At 60.6% G+C, this 18,910-nt stretch carries 19 protein-coding genes; 11 read left to right on the top strand and 8 right to left on the bottom strand.

Annotation, left to right across the window (positions count from 1 at the left end; all coding sequences use genetic code 11):
• Positions 1 to 8: 8 nt before the first annotated feature.
• On the bottom strand, positions 9 to 1,325 hold the full coding sequence (locus tag ACVWZP_RS15280) for a nucleotide sugar dehydrogenase (RefSeq protein ID WP_046384626.1): 1,317 nt from the start codon (positions 1,323 to 1,325) through the stop codon (positions 9 to 11).
• 887 nt (positions 1,326 to 2,212) lie between these two features.
• The gene (yaaA, locus tag ACVWZP_RS15275; RefSeq protein ID WP_457369901.1) at positions 2,213 to 2,992 is read right to left on the bottom strand and encodes a peroxide stress protein YaaA; all 780 of its coding nucleotides are present in this window, start codon (positions 2,990 to 2,992) and stop codon (positions 2,213 to 2,215) included.
• A gap of 131 nt (positions 2,993 to 3,123) precedes the next feature.
• Between yaaA and ACVWZP_RS15270 the strand changes: the two genes are divergently transcribed.
• The 5 genes from ACVWZP_RS15270 to moaE all read left to right on the top strand — a co-directional run bounded on the left by ACVWZP_RS15270 (position 3,124) and on the right by moaE (position 7,304).
• A complete protein-coding gene (locus ACVWZP_RS15270; RefSeq protein ID WP_126587572.1) occupies positions 3,124 to 4,248 on the top strand; it encodes a polysaccharide deacetylase family protein in 1,125 nt (374 codons plus the stop codon).
• Positions 4,249 to 4,597: 349 nt separating this feature from the next.
• Positions 4,598 to 5,992: a PhoH family protein gene (locus ACVWZP_RS15265; protein WP_017848644.1), complete on the top strand. Its 1,395-nt coding sequence runs from the start codon at positions 4,598 to 4,600 to the stop codon at positions 5,990 to 5,992.
• Positions 5,993 to 6,139: 147 nt separating this feature from the next.
• Positions 6,140 to 6,613, top strand: a complete 474-nt coding sequence (gene moaC / locus ACVWZP_RS15260) for a cyclic pyranopterin monophosphate synthase MoaC (protein WP_301555812.1) — start codon at positions 6,140 to 6,142, stop codon at positions 6,611 to 6,613.
• Positions 6,610 to 6,852: a MoaD/ThiS family protein gene (locus tag ACVWZP_RS15255; protein ID WP_046384622.1), complete on the top strand. Its 243-nt coding sequence runs from the start codon at positions 6,610 to 6,612 to the stop codon at positions 6,850 to 6,852. Before moaC ends, ACVWZP_RS15255 begins: the two co-directional genes overlap by 4 nt.
• A gap of 2 nt (positions 6,853 to 6,854) precedes the next feature.
• Positions 6,855 to 7,304 carry a molybdopterin synthase catalytic subunit MoaE gene (gene moaE / locus ACVWZP_RS15250; RefSeq protein WP_017848647.1) on the top strand — a complete coding sequence of 150 codons (450 nt, stop codon included), beginning with the start codon at positions 6,855 to 6,857 and terminating at the stop codon, positions 7,302 to 7,304.
• A 147-nt stretch (positions 7,305 to 7,451) separates the two neighbouring features.
• On the opposite strand, the gene rhlB is transcribed toward moaE, so the two are convergent.
• Together rhlB and ACVWZP_RS15240 are read right to left on the bottom strand one after the other, a co-directional pair.
• Complete coding sequence (gene rhlB / locus ACVWZP_RS15245) at positions 7,452 to 8,927, bottom strand: ATP-dependent RNA helicase RhlB (RefSeq protein WP_032804813.1); 1,476 nt, start codon at positions 8,925 to 8,927, stop codon at positions 7,452 to 7,454.
• 96 nt (positions 8,928 to 9,023) lie between these two features.
• The gene (locus ACVWZP_RS15240) at positions 9,024 to 9,680 is read right to left on the bottom strand and encodes an alpha/beta hydrolase (protein WP_017848649.1); all 657 of its coding nucleotides are present in this window, start codon (positions 9,678 to 9,680) and stop codon (positions 9,024 to 9,026) included.
• 345 nt (positions 9,681 to 10,025) lie between these two features.
• Between ACVWZP_RS15240 and ACVWZP_RS15235 the strand changes: the two genes are divergently transcribed.
• From ACVWZP_RS15235 to ACVWZP_RS15220, 4 genes are all read left to right on the top strand, one after another.
• The gene (locus ACVWZP_RS15235; protein WP_010564018.1) at positions 10,026 to 11,057 is read left to right on the top strand and encodes an amino acid ABC transporter substrate-binding protein; all 1,032 of its coding nucleotides are present in this window, start codon (positions 10,026 to 10,028) and stop codon (positions 11,055 to 11,057) included.
• Between the two features lie 72 nt (positions 11,058 to 11,129).
• Positions 11,130 to 12,311 carry an amino acid ABC transporter permease gene (locus ACVWZP_RS15230; protein WP_288082850.1) on the top strand — a complete coding sequence of 394 codons (1,182 nt, stop codon included), beginning with the start codon at positions 11,130 to 11,132 and terminating at the stop codon, positions 12,309 to 12,311.
• 10 nt (positions 12,312 to 12,321) lie between these two features.
• Positions 12,322 to 13,419, top strand: a complete 1,098-nt coding sequence (locus ACVWZP_RS15225; protein WP_017848652.1) for an amino acid ABC transporter permease — start codon at positions 12,322 to 12,324, stop codon at positions 13,417 to 13,419.
• An 11-nt stretch (positions 13,420 to 13,430) separates the two neighbouring features.
• Positions 13,431 to 14,195 carry an amino acid ABC transporter ATP-binding protein gene (locus ACVWZP_RS15220; protein WP_003171943.1) on the top strand — a complete coding sequence of 255 codons (765 nt, stop codon included), beginning with the start codon at positions 13,431 to 13,433 and terminating at the stop codon, positions 14,193 to 14,195.
• A gap of 64 nt (positions 14,196 to 14,259) precedes the next feature.
• Here ACVWZP_RS15220 and ACVWZP_RS15215 read toward each other — a convergent pair whose 3' ends face one another.
• Both ACVWZP_RS15215 and ACVWZP_RS15210 read right to left on the bottom strand, forming a co-directional pair.
• On the bottom strand, positions 14,260 to 14,748 hold the full coding sequence (locus ACVWZP_RS15215) for a type II toxin-antitoxin system MqsA family antitoxin (RefSeq protein ID WP_046384619.1): 489 nt from the start codon (positions 14,746 to 14,748) through the stop codon (positions 14,260 to 14,262).
• Positions 14,745 to 15,056 (bottom strand): type II toxin-antitoxin system MqsR family toxin, encoded by a 312-nt coding sequence (locus ACVWZP_RS15210; protein ID WP_057004286.1) that lies wholly within the window; start codon positions 15,054 to 15,056, stop codon positions 14,745 to 14,747. The genes ACVWZP_RS15215 and ACVWZP_RS15210 overlap by 4 nt, the downstream gene beginning before the upstream one ends.
• Positions 15,057 to 15,215: 159 nt before the next feature.
• Between ACVWZP_RS15210 and ACVWZP_RS15205 the strand changes: the two genes are divergently transcribed.
• Both ACVWZP_RS15205 and ACVWZP_RS15200 read left to right on the top strand, forming a co-directional pair.
• Complete coding sequence (locus ACVWZP_RS15205) at positions 15,216 to 15,875, top strand: FadR/GntR family transcriptional regulator (protein WP_017848655.1); 660 nt, start codon at positions 15,216 to 15,218, stop codon at positions 15,873 to 15,875.
• Complete coding sequence (locus ACVWZP_RS15200; protein ID WP_079442897.1) at positions 15,865 to 17,130, top strand: CynX/NimT family MFS transporter; 1,266 nt, start codon at positions 15,865 to 15,867, stop codon at positions 17,128 to 17,130. The genes ACVWZP_RS15205 and ACVWZP_RS15200 overlap by 11 nt, the downstream gene beginning before the upstream one ends.
• Here ACVWZP_RS15200 and ACVWZP_RS15195 read toward each other — a convergent pair.
• Positions 17,127 to 17,768 (bottom strand): DUF1120 domain-containing protein, encoded by a 642-nt coding sequence (locus tag ACVWZP_RS15195; RefSeq protein WP_017848657.1) that lies wholly within the window; start codon positions 17,766 to 17,768, stop codon positions 17,127 to 17,129. The genes ACVWZP_RS15200 and ACVWZP_RS15195 overlap by 4 nt on opposite strands.
• Positions 17,769 to 17,785: 17 nt before the next feature.
• Entirely contained in the window at positions 17,786 to 18,910 is a 1,125-nt protein-coding gene (locus tag ACVWZP_RS15190) for a DUF1120 domain-containing protein (RefSeq protein ID WP_457369900.1), read from the bottom strand.

Genomic DNA, 18,910 nt, shown 5'->3' with positions numbered 1-18,910 from the left:
GGTTGCTGTTACCAGCAAATACCTTCGGTACGGCCGCTCACACTGGTGGCCTTGGACATGAAGCCCACCAGGTCGACCACTTGCTTGCCGTGCGGTGCGTTATGGGCCAAGGCCCGGAACTTCTCGTCACGGTTGCCGAGGATGATCACGTCGCAGTTGTTGATCACATCGTCGAAGTCCGAGTTGAGCAGGGACGACACGTGCGGGATCTTGCCTTCGATGTAGTCCTTGTTCGCGCCGTGGACACGGGCGTACTCGACGTTGCTGTCGTAGATGCTCAGGTCGTAACCCTTGCCGATCAGCATTTCCGCCAGCTCCACCAGAGGGCTTTCGCGCAGGTCATCGGTGCCGGCCTTGAAGCTCAGGCCCAGCAGGGCGACTTTGCGTTTGTCGTGGCCGGCGACGATGTCGAAGGCGTTCTGCACCTGGGATTCGTTGCTGCGCATCAGCGAGTTGAGCAGCGGCGCTTCCACGTCCAGCGAGCCGGCGCGGTAGGTCAGGGCGCGCACGTCTTTGGGCAGGCACGAGCCGCCGAACGCGAAGCCCGGGCGCATGTAGTACTGGGACAGGTTGAGGGTCTTGTCCTGGCAGACCACTTCCATCACTTCGCGCCCGTCGACGCCGACGGCCTTGGCGATGTTGCCGATCTCGTTGGCGAAGGTCACCTTGGTGGCGTGCCACACGTTGCAGGTGTACTTGATCATTTCGGCAACGGCGATGTCCTTGCGGATGATCGGCGCGTCGAGTTCTTCGTACAGCGATTGCAGGACATCACCGGAGGCTTTGTCGAATTCGCCGATGACGGTCATCGGTGGCAGGTCGTAGTCGGCGATGGCGGTGGATTCACGCAGGAACTCCGGGTTGACCGCAACGCCGAAGTCGACGCCGGCTTTCTTGCCGGAGCAGTCTTCGAGGATCGGGATCACCACATTGGCCACGGTACCCGGCAATACGGTGCTGCGCACGACGATGGTGTGGCGGGTGGTCTTGTCACGCAGGACAAAGCCGATCTCGCGGCATACCGATTCGATGTAGTTGAGTTCCAGGTCGCCGTTTTTCTTGCTCGGCGTACCGACGCAAATCATCGACAGGTCGGTAGCGCGGATGGCTTCGGCGAAGTCGGTCGTACCGCGCAGTCGTCCGGTCTCGATACCCTGGCTCAGCAGCTCGCCCAGGCCCGGTTCAACGATCGGCGATTTGCCTGCGTTGATCAGGTCGATCTTTTCCTTGGAGATGTCTACGCCGACCACTTCATGGCCGCGGGCAGACAGGCAACCGGCACAGACTGCGCCAACGTAACCCAAACCAAATATGCTGATACGCATCGCATTTACCTCTGTATTAAATCATGCCATTAAATGGCCGGAGTTCATGTTTGCAAGCGTCACTGATGCCGCGAAAGTTAGGCGAATAGACGCCGACTTGCCGCGTGCAGGCATGTTGAATAACGAGTGACTAACTATTGCACTCAAGTTGTGCGCAACGTGGCCTTGTTATTGGTGCTTGCCCTGAAATGCAGCCGGCCTTCCTGGGAGAAGGGCCTGGCGCCAGTGCAACAGGGCCTTGATAAAAGGCTGTAAGCCTATAATTATCAATGCCTTGGGTTGTAGCACTGACCCATTGGGGTAAGCACGGCCTTGGCCTTATAGTGTGTGGCAATCGATCCTTATCGCCGCTCTTAACTAATCGGTTGGTAATATGAGCCCAGAGTCAAAGTTTAATGTGACAACTTTGCTACTTCCGTTGGTCGCCATGTAAGTCACCTCTTACAGAAGCAGAGAATTCCGTTACCGGTGGTATGAGCGGTGCTTTAGGGCTAAGTTCCTGGCCGCTCATCCTGTTTCCGGAAATTTCTTGAAATATCAGCAAAGATGGCACTGGTACTATATTGATAGCACTTGCTATTTGGGCCAGTAGTTACGGGGAGTTGGCGCGCGGGAATAGTTTTGTGCCACTAGTGATTTAAAAAAGTGGTGCCACTACGAAAAAAAATGACGAATGTCGAGTGAAATATTTGTTAGAGATGCGTCAGGATATTTTTTGACGCCAAACAATTGACGATTTCCGCTGTGAAATGCAGACAAAAATGTGGGAGGGGGCTTGCCCCCGATGGCGGTGTGTCAGTCTATCCATGTATGACTGATCCCCCCCCATCGGGGGCAAGCCCCCTCCCACATTTGATCTTTAGCGTCTATGAGGGCGGAGCAGGGCCTTATTCCGGTGCGTGATCGCGCAGGAACACCAGGTTGTCCGGCTTGGACTGCTCGGCATTGAAGCGATAACCCTGCACATCGAACTGCTTGAGCTGGGCCGGGTCGTTGATGCGCTCTTCGATCACGAAGCGGCTCATCATGCCCCGCGCCTTTTTCGCGTAGAAGCTGATGATCTTGTACTGGCCGTTCTTCAGGTCCTTGAACTCGGTATTGACGATCCGCGCATTCAGCGCCGTGCGCTTGACCGCCGAGAAGTACTCGTTGGATGCGAGGTTGAGCAGCACGTCATCGCCTTGTTCGGCCAGGGATTGGTTGAGCCACTCGCTGATCCGGGTGCCCCAGAAGGCGTACAGGTCCTTGCCACGGGCGTTGGCCAGTTTGGTGCCCATCTCCAGGCGATACGGCATCATCAGGTCCAGGGGGCGCAGCAGGCCGTACAGGCCCGAGAGCATGCGCAGGTGGTCCTGGGCGTAGCTGAAGTCGGCGTCGCTGAAGGTGTCGGCGTTAAGACCGGTGTACACGTCGCCCTTGAACGCCAGCAACGCCTGCTTGGCGTTGGCCGGTGTGAACGCCGGGGTCCAGCTGCCGAAGCGCGCGGCGTTGAGGCCGCCGATCTTGTCGGACACATGCATCAATTCGCTGATCTGCGCCGGGCTCAGGTGGCGCAGTTGCTCGATCAACTCCTGGGAATGGTCCAGGTACTGCGGCTGGGTAAAGCGCTGGGTCGCAGGCCTGGACTCGAAGTCGAGGGTCTTGGCGGGGGAAATCACCATCAGCATGAAGTTGGCTCCTGTAATCGTGCTTGTAACGTGGGCGGGATTCTAGGGGGTTGGGCACTTTGACTCCACCTATGATGGCGATAGGCGCGATCCGTTATGATGGCCGGTGATTCTGGAGAGGGAGACCCTGTGTGCGAATAGCGCTTTTATTGTCGGCGTGCCTGTTTTGCCTGAACGCCCACGCGGCGCCGGTGGACGTGGCCAGCCTGGATCGCGGCGTCTGGCCGGAAAAACTCAGCAGCCCTGCGCTGTTCGACGTGGCCTCGCGCGCTGAAATATTGATGTTCGCCCGCAGCCTGATCGGCAGCGAAGCCCTGGATGAAGCGGCGCTCAAACAGCGCCTGGGCCTGAAGATCATCAACCTGGCGGCCATCGACGATCTGCGTCGCCAGCTCTGGCGGCGCCTTCTGGAGAATTACACCGCTGCCCAGGAAAGTTGCGAGGAGGATGCGTCGTTCTGCTACCTGGTGGAAAACATGGACGACCTGCGCGAGCAGGCCGGCAAGTTCGAGGTCAGTGACAACTCCTTCTATATAGGCTGGGCCGGCCCAAGCCACAATTTCCACGAGCGTTACCTGGACGAGCTGCTGCGCAAAGCCGCGCTGTTCCCGCAGATCAGCAGCGAAATCGCACGTTTCGGTGACCATGAGCGCAATGGCGACGAATTCAACGACCGCCTGTTCCTGCTGACCTTCGACGGCGGCCCGGCACCGGTCAGCGGCAATACCGACTGGCTCACCGATTACCTGCGCAAGCAGAAGATGAACGCCACGTTCTTCGCCCTCGGCAGCAGCCTGCAAAACCGTGTGGAGCGCAGTTCCGTCGCGGATGTGCAGGCGCTGTATCAGGGGCAGTGCGTGGGCACTCAAGGTTGGCAGTACCGTTCCCACAGCCATTGGGTCGACTGGCAAAGTTCGATCATCCGCAGCGCCGCGCTGGCGCAGAACCTGATGCCGGAAAACTACGTGCCGCTGTTCCGTCCACCCTACGGCCAGCGCCGCGCGGACAGCCAGGGTTTCTTCCAGTCCCAGGGTTTGCAGGTGGCGTTGTGGGATATCGACTCCCAGGACGAGCCAGGCAAGCTCAAGGCCGATGAGTCGGCGCAGCGGGTGCTGACATTGATGTTGTTGTGGCGCAAAGGGGTGATTGTGTTTCACGACACCCAGGACAAGGCGCGGGTCGCATTACCGATGGTATTGCAGGCAACGGCGCAAAGCGGGCTGGGTTGGCAGGACTGCCGGGAGGCGTTTCGCTGAAGAGGCTGAAGTGCCCGTTCCCGTTGGGGATGCGGCATTTTCGGGGTGATTTTGTACGATATTTCTATGCGGGCCGACTTCCGACTTTAACGGGGTAGCTGGCACTCGGCTAGTGCTATTCGTCATCCTGAAAAATAAACTTCAAAAAAACGTCAAAGTGCTTTTTCCTGTCATGGGTTTTGCGGTATTACGAAGTCAGATCGCCGAAACCTGCAACACAGGTGGCGTCTTCCAAGACTCCTCATGTGGGCACTGCACTTGACGTCACGCAAGGTGCAGTCGGTGGTCGAATCGAGGCGCAGCACTGTTGTGGTATTGCGTCGACTGGCTCCCACAAAGGTGACCGAGTATGGATGATCATGGACGTAACCCTTCTTCCGACCAGCCAATCCTTTATGTGCTTGATACCAACGTACTGATCCACGATCCGAACGCTCTGCTTAACTTCGAAGAACACCACGTCGCCATCCCGATGATCGTGTTGGAGGAACTCGACAAACTCAAAAGCGGGCATCACAGCGTGGCCGCCGAATGTCGCCAGGCCATCCGCCTGATCGACAAAACCCTGGGTGAAGCGTCACCCGAGGACGTCGAAGTCGGCGTGCCGATCCAGCGCGGCAAAAGCGGGCCCAAGGGTTTGTTGTCGATTTTGATGAGCAAGCGCAGCGAGCCCAACAGCCTGCTGCCGGAAAACCTCAACGACAACAAAATCATCAACCAATTGATCGACCTGCACGCTCGTGACAAGGACATGCGCGTGGTGCTGGTGACCAAAGACATCAATATGCGCCTCAAGGCACGAGCGTGTGGGATCGCTGCCGAGGACTACAGTACCGACCAACTGGTCGACGACGTGTCGATGCTGTCCCGTGGTTATCACACCATGACCGGCTCGTTCTGGGACCGCGTCAGCAAGGTTGAAACCCGTCAGGACCACGGTCGCACCTGGCACCAGGTGCAACTGATCGACAACCTGCCGGCGGTACACGTCAACGAGTTCATCATCGACGAACAGGGCTTCGTGGGCTGGATCAAAGAGATCCAGGTCGACAGGCTGCTGATCCTCGACCTGCATCAGGAACCCCTGTTGCACCAGGAAGCCTGGGGCCTGAAACCGCGTGATATCTACCAGAGCCTGGCGCTGTATGCGCTGCTCGACCCGGACATCCATCTGGTCAACCTGACCGGTGCCGCCGGCTCGGGCAAAACCATCCTGGCTCTGGCCGCCGCCATCGAACAGACCATGGTGACCAAACGCTATCGCCGCATCATCGCCACCCGCAGCGTGCAGGGCCTGGACCAGGAAATCGGTTTCCTGCCCGGCACCGAAGCGGAAAAAATGGAGCCGTGGCTGGGGGCGATCACCGACAACCTCGAAGCTTTGCACATGGATGACGAAAACACCCATGGCAGCGTCGACTACATCCTCAGCAAAGTGCCGTTGCAGTTCAAATCCCTCAATTACATCCGAGGTCGCAGCTTCCAGCAGAGCCTGATTTTGATCGATGAGTGCCAGAACCTCACGCCGCACCAGATGAAAACCATCATCACCCGTGCCGGCGCCGGTTCCAAAGTGGTGTGCCTGGGCAACCTGGCGCAGATCGACACCCCTTACCTGTCCGCGACCAGCTCCGGGCTGACTTACCTGACGGAACGCTTCAAAGACTTCCCGAACGGCGTGCATATCGCGCTGCAGGGAGTTCCACGTTCGATCCTGGCCGAATACGCCGAATCTCACTTGTAAACGCGGTCCATGTAGGAGCGAGCGTGCTCGCGAAGAGTGTCAACGATAACGCGGGGTCTCTGGAGCCCCGCGTTGTTCTTTGGTTTTTCGCGAGCAAGCTCGCTCCTACAGGGTTTACAATCGACGCTCCTGATCAGGAGTATCCCTGTGCTGACTCATCTCGATTCCCAAGGTCGCGCCCATATGGTCGACGTCACCGACAAGTCCGTGACGTTCCGAGAGGCGGTGGCTGAAGCGCGGGTGCGTATGCTGCCCGAGACACTGAAAATGATTGTCGATGGTGCCCATCCCAAGGGCGATGTGTTTGCCGTGGCCCGTATCGCCGGGATCCAGGCGGCGAAAAAAACCAGTGATTTGATCCCCTTGTGCCATCCGCTGATGTTGACCGGCGTCAAGGTCGAACTGAGCGCCGAGGGCCTAGACTCCGTGCACATCGTGGCGCGCTGCAAACTCTCGGGCCAGACCGGCGTAGAGATGGAAGCGCTGACGGCCGCCAGTGTCGCTGCGTTGACCATCTACGACATGTGCAAGGCCGTGGACCGCGGCATGACCATCGAAAACATCCGCCTGCTGGAAAAGCTCGGCGGTAAAAGCGGGCATTTCAAGGCGGACCAGGCATGAGCATCAACGTACTGTTTTTTGCCCGCTACGGCGAAACGATCGGCCTGGATTCCCTGGAGATGGAAGGCGACTTCGCCACCGTCGACGCGGTGCGCCAGGCATTGGTTGGCGATCCGGGCTTTGACGTGCTCAACGAGACCAGCTTGATGTGCGCGCGCAATCAGGAAATGTGCAGCGTCGACGAGCCGCTCGAAGCCGGTGATGAAGTCGCCTTCTTCCCACCCGTGACCGGAGGCTGAGCATGGCCATCCGTGTGCAGCCCGCGCCGTTTGACCCCGGCGCCGAAGTCAACGCGATGCACGCTGCCAATGTCGGCGTCGGCGCGGTGGTGAGTTTTGTCGGCTATGTCCGCGACTTCAATGACGGCCACGACGTGGCGGGGATGTTCCTGGAGCATTACCCCGGCATGACCGAAAAGGCCCTGGCCAAGATCGCCGTGGAAGCCGAACAGCGCTGGCCGCTGCTCAAGCTGGAAGTGCTGCACCGCATCGGCGCGTTGGAACCGGGCGAGCCCATCGTCTTCGTCGCCGCGGCTAGCGCGCATCGTCAGGCTGCGTTTGATGCCTGCGCGTTTGTGATGGACTACCTGAAGACCCGTGCGCCGTTCTGGAAGAAAGAAAGCACCAGCGAAGGCGCGCGTTGGGTGGACGGGCGCGACAGCGACCACGCCGCAGCGGATCGCTGGAAGTAGCCAGCCGAACACCTATCTCAAAATCAGCTGAAATCAAATGTGGGAGGGGGCTTGCCCCCGATAGCAGTGGGTCAGTTGGCAAATTCTGCGACTGACACTCCGCTATCGGGGGCAAGCCCCCTCCCACATGTTTGACCGCATTTGAGCTTAGGGGCGTTTGCGTTCTACAGCCCGGAGCAAGTGCGTCGGCGGTGTCTCGCAGCTGATCTTGCGGCCCAGCAGCGTCTCGATCGACGGCAACTGATACGAGTCATCCTCCCCGGCAAAGCTGATCGACACACCCGCTGCCCCGGCACGGCCGGTACGGCCAATACGGTGTACGTAGTCGTCGGGCATTTCGGGCAGGGTGAAGTTGATCACATGGCTGATGCCGTCGATGTGAATCCCGCGCCCGGCCACGTCGGTGGCCACCAGCACGCGGATCTTGCCTTCGCGAAAGCCTTCCAGGGTCTTGATGCGCTTGTGCTGCGGCACGTCGCCTGACAGTTGCGCGGCGTTGACGCCATCACGCACCAGGCGCTCTTCGATACGGCGCACTTCGTCCTTGCGGTTGGCAAACACCATCACGCGCTCCCAACCGTTGTCGTTGATCAGGTTGTAGAGCAGCTTGTACTTGTCGGCACCGGCCACGGCGTAGATGTGTTGCTCGACGTTTTCGCTGGCGACGTTCAGCGCCTCGATCTCGACGATGGACGGCTCGGTGGTCCACTGCTTGGCGAGGTTCATCACGTCTTCGGTGAAGGTCGCGGAGAACAGCAGGGTCTGGCGCTCGTTTTTCGGCGGGGTCTGGCGAATGATCTGGCGTACTTGCGGGATAAAACCCATGTCGAGCATGCGGTCGGCTTCGTCCAGCACCATCACTTCGACCATGTCCAGGTGTACGTCGCCGCGCTGGTTGAAGTCGAGCAGGCGGCCCGGAGTGGCGACCAGGATGTCGCAGTGGCGCGCTTCGAGGTGCTTGAGCTGCTTGTCGAAGTCCATGCCACCGACAAACGTCATGACGTTGAGGCCGGTGTACTTGGTCAGGTCGGCGGCGTCCTTGGCGATCTGCACCACCAGCTCGCGGGTCGGGGCGATGATCAGCGCGCGCGGCTCACCCATGTAGCGTTCTTTCGGCGGCGGCGTTTGCAGCAGTTGGGTGATGATCGAGATCAGGAACGCGGCGGTCTTGCCGGTGCCGGTCTGGGCGCGGCCGATGGCGTCTTTGCCGGCCAGGGTGAAGCCCAGCACCTGCGCCTGGATCGGTGTGCAGTACGGGAAGCCCAGGTCCTGGATGGCGTGCATCAGTTCCGGTGCGAGCTTGAAATCGTGGAAGCGGGTTTTGCCTTCCTGGGGTTCGACGACGAAATCTTCGAGTTTCCACGGTGTGACGGGCGGCTTGGGCGCGCGTTCACGGCGTGCGGCTTTTGGCGCAGGCGCGGTTGCCGCAGCGGCTTCGGCCGGTTTCGGCGGTTCGGTTGGCGTCACCTCGAGCGGTTTCGGCGCGGTCACAGGCGCGGCCAGGCCAGGCTGTTTACCGTCGTGGCGGCTGCCGGGTGTCGGGACGGGAGCACTGGGAACTGGCGCGAGCGGCTCAGCCTCGCTTTTGCCGAACATCTTCTTGAGTGCTTTGAGCACGGTGATCTCATTAATTGGTTAAGGAATATACGCCGGCCAGTGTAATGCAAGAATCGGGCGCGGCGTAGTGCGTCTGTCATGTGGCTAAATAAACGGCGGTGTTCAGCGCAGTCGTTCGGCCAACCACGTACCGATATCGCTGATCTCTTCAGGTAACACTTCGTGACCCATTGGGTATTCCTGCCATGTCACGGTGACACCACGGGTCTTCAAGTGCTCGTAAGCGCTGCGTCCCATTGCGTTCTGCACCACCTCGTCGTACTGGCCATGCAGGCAAAGGACCGGAATGCGCTGCTGACTGGCGGATAATTCCAGCTCGTCGTCGAAGGTCGGCGCATAAGTGGAGAGGGCAATCACGCCACCCAAGGCGCCTTGCCATTTATGGAAAGCGGTGTGGTACACCACGGCGCCACCCTGGGAGAAACCCGCCAGGAAAATCCGCGAGGCGTCTATTCCGCTGCTTTTTTGTTCCTTGATCAAATCCGTGACCATTTTGGCCGACTCTTTCAGCTCTTCCAGGCTGATGGACCGCGCCGGGCTCATCGCCCTGATGTCGTACCAACTGGGCATCTCATAGCCGCCGTTGATGGTCACCGGGCGGGTCGGTGCTTGAGGCAGGACGAAGCGGGTGGTCAGCAGGTTTTCCTGCAGCGCTTGGGCCACCGGTTGGAAGTCGTAGCGATCGGCACCCAGGCCATGCAGCCAGATTACGCAGGCGTCTGCAGGCTTGGTGGGCTGAAGAATCAAGGGGTTGCTCATGTCTGCTCCATTAATGTGCGTGCGCTCCGATTGAGTGCGACGGAACGGTGCGCAATAGTTTGATCTGTTACGAGAATGTCGCAAGGTTGAATCTTTTGCCATTGACCTTGGGCTGAATCGACTCAGCAGCCACTCTGGTACGCGCTTTGCTATGTGTAGGTCGATGTCAGATCTTTCCTGGGACGGTAACACTATCAGTGACTGCCGTTTGTGGGATAGCAACTGGAATTACTGCGACTGCCTCATGCTGCTTGACCCTAATAAAAGCCAACACGGGTCGATATCGCCTCATAAGGGTGCGCTGAGGTTCTAGCTCCGACACAACAAGAGCAACTGGAGGTTTGAATGAAGGTATTGAAATCCACCCTGGCCATCGTTTCCGCGGCCGCTGTATTGGGTGTCAGTGGTTTCGCCCAAGCCGGCGCCACCCTGGACGCCGTGCAGAAGAAAGGTTTTGTGCAATGTGGCGTGAGTGACGGCTTGCCGGGTTTCTCGGTACCGGATGCCAGCGGCAAGATCCTCGGGATCGACGCTGACTTCTGCCGCGCGGTAGCCGCTGCTGTGTTCGGCGACGCGACCAAGGTCAAATTCAGCCAGTTGAACGCCAAGGAGCGTTTCACCGCGCTTCAATCCGGCGAAGTCGACATTCTGTCCCGTAACACCACCATGACCAGCTCCCGCGATGCGGGCATGGGCCTGAAATTCCCCGGCTTCATCACTTACTACGACGGCATCGGCTTTCTGGTAAACAACAAGCTGGGCGTTAAAAGTGCCAAGGAACTGGACGGTGCAACCATCTGCATCCAGGCCGGTACCACCACCGAGCTGAACGTTTCCGACTACTTCCGTGGCAACGGTCTGAAATACACCCCGATCACCTTCGACACCTCCGACGAAAGCGCCAAGTCGCTGGAGTCCGGGCGTTGCGACGTACTGACCTCCGACAAGTCCCAACTGTTCGCCCAGCGCAGCAAGTTGGCCTCGCCGAAAGACTACGTGGTTCTGCCGGAAACCATTTCCAAGGAACCGCTGGGCCCGGTCGTGCGTAATGGCGACGACGAGTGGCTGGCCATCGTGCGCTGGGTTGGCTACGCCATGCTCAACGCGGAAGAAGCCGGTATCACTTCCAAAAACGTCGAAGCTGAAGCCAAGTCCACCAAGAACCCGGACGTTGCGCGTCTGCTCGGTGCCGACGGCGAATACGGCAAAGACCTGAAAGTGAAGAAAGACTGGGTCGTACAGATCGTCAAGCAGGTCGGCAACTACGGTGAAGTGTTCGAGAAAAACCTCGGCAAGAGCACGCCACTGGAAATCGACCGTGGCCTGAACGCGCTGTGGAACAACGGCGGCATTCAATACGCACCCCCTGTGCGCTGATCGCTGATGGTTCTATCACCCGGTGGGCCAACCGCCGGGTGATGTTCTGTTCCATTCTTTCCGGGGCACTTCATGCAAAATAAAATCGGCGCACCCAAGCAGAAGCTCAGCTTCAGCGACCCCAAAGTGCGTGCGTGGCTCTTCCAGATCATCACGATTGTGGCGGTGGTCTCGCTGGGCTGGTACCTCTTCAACAATACCCAGACCAACCTTCAACACCGGGGCATTACCTCGGGCTTCGACTTTCTTGAGCGCAGTGCCGGCTTCGGCATCGCGCAGCACCTGATCGACTACACCGAATCGGACAGCTATGCCCGGGTGTTTGTGATCGGGCTGCTCAATACCTTGCTGGTGACCGTGATCGGCGTGGTCCTGGCGACCCTGCTCGGGTTCATCATCGGCGTGGCCCGCTTGTCGCCCAACTGGATGATCAACAAGCTGGCGACGGTGTACGTGGAAGTGTTCCGCAACATCCCGCCGTTGCTGCAAATCCTGTTCTGGTACTTCGCGGTGTTCCTGACCATGCCGGGGCCACGCAACAGCCATAACTTCGGCGACACGTTCTTCGTCAGCAGCCGTGGCCTGAACATGCCGGCCGCGCTGGCCGCCGACGGGTTCTGGCCGTTCGTGGTCAGCGTGGTCGTGGCCATCGTGGCCGTCGTGCTGATGACCCGCTGGGCCAACAAGCGCTTTGAAGCGACCGGCGTACCGTTCCACAAATTCTGGGCGGGTCTGGCGCTGTTCGTCGTGATTCCGGCGTTGTGCGCGTTGATCTTCGGCATGCCGTTGCACTGGGAAATGCCCAAGCTGCAAGGCTTCAACTTCGTCGGCGGCTGGGTGCTGATCCCTGAACTGTTGGCGCTGACCCTGGCGCTGACCGTGTACACCGCGGCGTTTATCGCCGAGATCGTGCGCTCGGGCATCAAGTCCGTCAGCCACGGCCAGACCGAAGCCGCACGCTCCCTGGGCCTGCGCCCCGGGCCGACGCTGCGCAAGGTCATCATCCCGCAAGCCCTGCGGGTGATCATTCCGCCGCTGACCAGCCAATACCTGAACCTGGCGAAAAACTCGTCGTTGGCCGCCGGTATCGGTTACCCGGAAATGGTTTCGCTGTTTGCCGGCACGGTGCTCAACCAGACCGGCCAGGCCATCGAAGTCATTGCCATCACCATGAGCGTGTACCTGGCGATCAGCATCAGCATTTCCCTGCTGATGAACTGGTACAACAAGCGCATTGCGCTGATCGAGCGGTGAGGAAACGAGCATGAGTTCGCATACGTTCAAACCTGATATGCCACCGCCGAGCAAAGTCTTCGGGCCGATGGCATGGATGCGCGCCAACCTGTTTTCCAGCTGGCTCAACACCCTGCTGACCTTGTTGGCGTTTTACCTGATCTACCTGGTCGTGCCGCCGATACTGCACTGGGCCATTCTCGACGCCAACTGGGTCGGCACCACTCGCGCCGACTGCACCAAAGAAGGCGCCTGCTGGGTGTTTATCCAACAGCGCTTCGGGCAGTTCATGTACGGCTACTACCCCGGCGACCTGCGCTGGCGCGTAGACCTGACCGTGTGGTTGGCCATCGTGGGCGTGGCGCCGTTGTTCATCTCGCGTTTTCCACGCAAGGCGATCTACGGCCTGGGCTTTCTGGTGTTGTACCCGATCATTGCCTTCTTCCTGTTGCGCGGCGGCATTTTCGGCCTGACCAGCGTGGCCACCAGCCAATGGGGCGGCCTGATGCTGACCCTGGTCATCGCCACCGTCGGCATCGCCGGTGCCTTGCCGCTGGGGATTGTGCTGGCGCTGGGGCGGCGTTCGAACATGCCGGCGATTCGTGTGGTCTGCGTGACCTTCATCGAATTCTGGCGCGGCGTGCCGTTGATCACGGTGCTGTTCATGTCCTCGGTGATGCTGCCGTTGTTCCTGCCCGAAGGCATGGGCATCGACAAGCTGCTGCGGGCGTTGATCGGCGTGATCCTGTTCCAGTCGGCCTACGTGGCGGAAGTGGTGCGCGGTGGCTTGCAGGCGATTCCCAAAGGTCAGTACGAAGCGGCCGCGGCGATGGGCCTGGGTTACTGGCGCAGCATGGGCCTGGTGATTCTGCCGCAAGCCCTGAAGATGGTGATCCCCGGCATCGTCAACACGTTTATTGCGCTGTTCAAGGACACCAGCCTGGTGATCATCATCGGTTTGTTCGACCTGCTCAACAGCGTCAAGCAAGCCGCCGCCGACCCGAAATGGTTGGGCATGGCCACTGAAGGCTACGTGTTCGCCGCCCTGGTGTTCTGGATTTTCTGTTTTGGTATGTCGCGCTATTCCATTCATTTGGAACATAAGCTCGACACTGGCCACAAGCGTTAGGAGTTGATGTTATGAGCGAAGCGATCAAACAGCCTGTGAGCCCTGAAGGCATTATCCAGATGCAGGGCGTGAACAAGTGGTACGGCCAGTTCCACGTATTGAAAGACATCAACCTCAACGTCAAGCAGGGCGAGCGTATCGTGCTGTGCGGCCCGTCGGGTTCGGGCAAGTCCACCACCATCCGCTGCCTCAACCGCCTGGAAGAACACCAGCAGGGCCGCATCGTGGTCGATGGCGTGGAGCTGACCAACGACCTCAAGCAGATCGAAGCGATCCGCCGCGAAGTCGGCATGGTGTTCCAGCACTTCAACCTGTTCCCGCACCTGACCATCCTGCAGAACTGCACGCTGGCACCGATGTGGGTGCGCAAGATGCCCAAGCGCAAGGCCGAAGAAATCGCCATGCATTACCTGGAGCGCGTGCGTATCCCGGAGCAGGCCCACAAGTTTCCGGGGCAACTCTCCGGCGGCCAGCAACAGCGCGTGGCGATTGCCCGGGCGCTGTGCATGAAGCCGAAAATCATGCTGTTCGACGAACCGACCTCGGCCCTCGACCCGGAAATGGTCAAGGAAGTGCTCGACACCATGATCGGCCTGGCCGAAGACGGCATGACCATGTTGTGCGTGACCCACGAAATGGGCTTTGCCCGCACCGTGGCCAACCGCGTGATCTTCATGGACAAGGGCGAGATCGTGGAACAGGCGGCGCCGAATGACTTCTTCGACAACCCGCAGAATGATCGGACCAAGTTGTTCTTGAGCCAGATTCTGCATTGATCGATGGTTGATGCTTGAAGCGATAAACCCGGCACCAGGCCGGGTTTATTTTTGCCTGCTGTTTTTACGCGGACGCTTGAGTTGCAAGCTGCGCATCTTTTGCGATCAGCAGATGGTTCAGGTCTTCGCCGGCATTGAGTGCCTCTATTTCGGCCAATAGATGCGGATGTTTATCCAGTAGACGCATCAATGTGAGCAGTGGCGCGGGCGGAAAGATCTCAGCCCTTTCGTAGCGGGAAAATGCGTTATGGCCGCGGCCGGTCAATAGCCTCACCGCGTCTTTCTGCGTCAGATGCAATTTGCGGCGAATTCGTTTCATTTCGGCGGCGATGATTGTCCTGGCATCCATTAACAACTTATCGCTGGCATCGGAATAACGCTCTGCGCTATCGGTGTCCGAATCGAACTCGACCTCGTGACAGGCCTGGCATTCCCAGCCTGCAATATCAGGGATATCCCGGATCATGCCGCGTGTGTTGATCGTGAAGTTGCGACCTTCGAAATGCTGCATTGCGTCATGGGTTCCGCAGCTCACGCATTGTTGGGTTTTCATAAGGTTTTCTCCTTGAAGGAGATTACGGGAGGACCACCGCCTGGGCGGTAAGTCACTTTGATGTAAATCTCCGTAGCGTAAATCTTGATCAGATAGACGTCCTGCCACACACGGTGGTCTGAATAGGTCGTCATTGACGTGTACAACATTCGATTCTCAAGGGCGCAGACCGCGAGTCGCATCTGGCCGATGTTCAACTCAAGTTGTCGAGCCGCCTCCCGCGCGCTTGCGGTGAATGCTCTGCTACCCAACCTGATGACATCCGCCTTTATCACCGCCAAATCGTAATGAGGTGTGTACTTTTCCATAAGACACCTAAGGCTGAAATTACCCTTTAAGGGTAATTTTAACAATCGAAAATACTGCTCCGTTTCCCTGCCTGAAAACCCTAGTGCGTTGCCTTTGTAGGCAAGTCCGAATAGGCTGTAGGTAAATTCATCCTATGATTGGACGAAAGCGCAAACCTCATGACAGACATCTCCCCGCTGATCAAACGCTCCCTGGTCGACCAAGCCCTCGAGCAGCTGCGCCAGCGCATCACCCAAGGTACGTGGGCCATCGGCGAGCGCCTGCCCACCGAGCCTGAGCTGGCGGCGGAACTGGGCATCAGCCGCAATACCGTGCGCGAGGCCATGCGGGTGCTGGCATTCTCTGGATTGATCGAGGTCCGCCAGGGCGACGGCAGTTACCTGCGTTCGATGACGGACCCGCTGGGCGCCATGCGCGCGTTATCCCATTGCAGCCTGGAACAGGCGCAGGAGACGCGGCAGATCCTGGAAGTGGAGGCCATCGGTCTGGCCGTCCTGCGTCGCACCGAGCAAGACCTGCACCGGTTGCGCGAGGCGCTTGATGCCAGCGCCGCGCTGTATCACGGTGAGCTGGAGGCCTACATCAGCGCCGATCTGGTATTCCACCAACGGCTGGTGGACGCGGCGCACAACCCGGCGTTGAGCGAGTTGTACCGGTACTTTTCCAGCATCATCGGCGCGCAACTGCGCCAGACCCTGAACATCTCGCCGCGTCGCCAGGCGGTGTTCGACCTGCACACCGCCCTGCTTGATGCCGTAGCGCAGCAAGACCCGGAGCGCGCCAAATCCCTTTGCCGGCAGTTGATCAATGAACCCTGACGCCCCACGCACGCCTGAGTTGGAAGAATTGCTGATCGACGCCGAGGCCGACGACGATGCAGTCCAGCACAGCCCCCCGCCGACGAGCCGGCCATGGCTGTTGCTGCTGGGCCTGGTGCTGGTGGCGCTGAACCTGCGCCCGGCGCTGTCGAGCCTGTCGCCGCTGCTCAGTGAGGTCTCGGCCAGCCTGGGCTTGTCGGCGGCCAGGGCCGGTCTGCTGACCACCTTGCCGGTGCTGTGCCTGGGCCTGTTCGCGCCGCTGGCGCCGCTCCTTGCGCGGCGCTTCGGTGCCGAGCGGGTGGTGCTGGGGATCTTGTTGACGCTGGCCGGCGGTATTCTGCTGCGCAGTGCGTTCGGTGAGGTCGGGCTGTTTGTTGGCAGCCTGATCGCCGGGGCCAGCATCGGCATCATCGGCGTGTTGTTGCCCGGTATCGTCAAGCGCGACTTCGCCAGGCAGGCGGGCGCGATGACTGGGGTCTACACCATGGCGCTGTGCCTGGGCGCGGCGTTGGCGGCGGGGGCCTCGGTGCCCTTGAGCGACTCCTTCGGCAACCGTTGGAGCATCGGGTTGGGCTTCTGGATGGTGCCGGCGTTGCTGGCCGCGCTGTGCTGGTTGCCGCAAGTCGGGCAGAAGCACGGCGCGCATCGCGTCGCCTACCGGGTGAAGGGCTTGCTGCGCGATCCGCTGGCCTGGCAAGTGACCTTGTACATGGGCCTGCAATCGTCCCTGGCCTACATCGTGTTCGGCTGGGTGCCGTCGATCCTCATCGACCGCGGCCTGAGCGCCACCGATGCCGGGCTGGCGCTGTCCGGTTCGATCATCGTGCAACTGCTCAGCGCCCTCACCGCGCCTTGGCTGGCCACGCGCGGCAAGGACCAGCGCCTGGCCATCGTGGTGGTGATGCTGCTGACCCTCGGCGGGCTGATGGGCTGCCTGTACGCGCCCCTCGACGGGCTGTGGGGCTGGGCGATTCTGCTGGGCCTGGGGCAGGGCGGTACGTTCAGCCTGGCGCTGACCTTGATCGTGCTGCGCTCGCGGGATGCCCACGTGGCCGCCAACCTGTCGAGCATGGCCCAGGGCTTCGGTTACACCCTGGCGTCCCTGGGCCCGCTCGCGGTGGGCCTGATTCACGACTGGACCGGCGGCTGGGCCGCCACCGGCTGGGTCTTCGCGGTGATCGGCCTGGGCGCCATCGTCGCTGGCCTCGGTGCGGGGCGCGCGCGGTACGTCGAGGTCAGCAGCGAGAAAGTCTAGAGGTACTCCACCTCCAGCGTCGCCGAACCGTCCATGAGGATGTCGGTACTCAGGTCCAGGTTCTGTTTGGCGTTGATCACCGTCTCCAGGCTCAGCGTGCTGGTCAGGTTCTGGATCGCCATGGGGCCGGCGGTGCTGCCCGCGGTGTCGGTGAAGCCCAGCAGGCTCTTGGCGCCGATATTGATCGGGTTGCGGTTGGCCGCGCGCCAGGCCACGCCGCCGGTGGTGGACTCGGTGCCGTGGACCTCGGCCACGCCACCCACCACGGTCTGCTGCGGATCGAACGTCAGCGAGTACACGCCGATCTTGTTCGCGCTGTTGTCCAGGCCCAACCCGTAATAAATCTCGCTGTTGACGTGGGCCGAGCCGTCGCGGTTGTCGTGCATGCGCAAGGCATAACGCACCGGGCCGTTGCAGATCACCGTCAGGTTCAGGGACTTGACCGGCAGCCGCGTGCCGGTCGTGAGGTTGAGGTCTTGCTGGGCGATCTTGCCGAAATCCACCACGCCGTTGGCCGACAGGCTTGGCGCGCAGGACACCGGGATGATCCGGCCGTTGACGTTCAGGTCGACGGGGGCGGCGGCCTGCGCCGGTTGGCTGAACAACAGGGGCACGAGGATCAGGTAGCGAGCAATCATGGGAGGCTCCGAGGGGCTTAGAAGTAGGTGATTTCCAGGGTCGCCGAACCGTCGAGCCGCACTTCGCTGCGCAGGTCCAGGCTGTCGAGCGGCGCGATGAAGGCTTTCAGGCTGAGTAATGCGTTGAGGTTTTGCAGGGCATTCGGGCCTTCGGTGCTGCCGGCCGTGGCGGTAAACCCGAGGAGGCTGCGCGCGCCCAAGGGGATCGCGCTGGCGCTGGCGCTGCTCCAGGCGGCGCCGCCCGTGGTCGAGTCGGTGCGATACAGCTGGGGCAGGTTGTCGGCGCTGGCCTGGGCGGGGTCGGCCAGCAGGTAATAACGGCCGACTTTCTGCCCGCGTGCATCCAGGCCCAGGCCGTAGGCGGTTTCATCGATGCCGCCGGTGGCTGAGCCGGCGCGGTTGTCGTGCATGACCAGGGCAAACGGAGTCGGGCCGTCACAGCTGACCGTGAGGCTCAGCGCGCGGGCGGGCAGGGCGGTGTCTTTGTCGCGGTGCAAGTCGCTGACCGACAACTTGCCGAAGTCCACCGTGCCGTTGTTGGTCAGGGTGGGCGTGCAGGCCGTCGGTGCGAAGCGCGCTTGCAGCTGCAATTCCCGTGAACGCCCGGAGGTGGGCGCGTCCACCTGCGCCGAGGCTTCCCAGGTTTCGGCATCGCGCACGCGGATCGCTTCGTCCCGCGCCCACGCACTCACCTGCAGTTGCGCGGCAAAACTGCGCCCGGTGGCGGGCTGGCCGTCGTGCAGCGGGACGATGCCGTGGTCGGCGCGCCACGCCAGGCTCGTGCCGATTTGCGCGGGCGCCTGGCCTGGGCCGGCGAGCAAGCCGAGTTGCACCGCGTGGCCATCGAGCACCGCGTCATGCACTTGCACGCGGTAACTGCCGCCGTCGCCCAAGCGCAAGCGCTCGGTGCCGGCAGCCAGGGCGCGGTAGAACAGGCTCATGTCAGCCGGTTGCGGGCAGTTCAAGGTCAAGGACAGGCGCCGTTCGCCGAGCAGGTGTTCCGCTGCCGGTGCTGACGCGACGGCGCGGTTCATCAGGCCAAAATCCAGGCGCGATTCGCTCAGGTCCAGGCGGCAGTCGTCCTCGGCCAGGGCCGTGCCGGCGAACAGCAGCAGGGCTGCCAGGCTGTGTTGAAGCTTCAT

This window comes from Pseudomonas sp. TE36184 (genome assembly GCF_054060055.1).
This window is presented reverse-complemented; position numbering and strand designations above follow the sequence as displayed.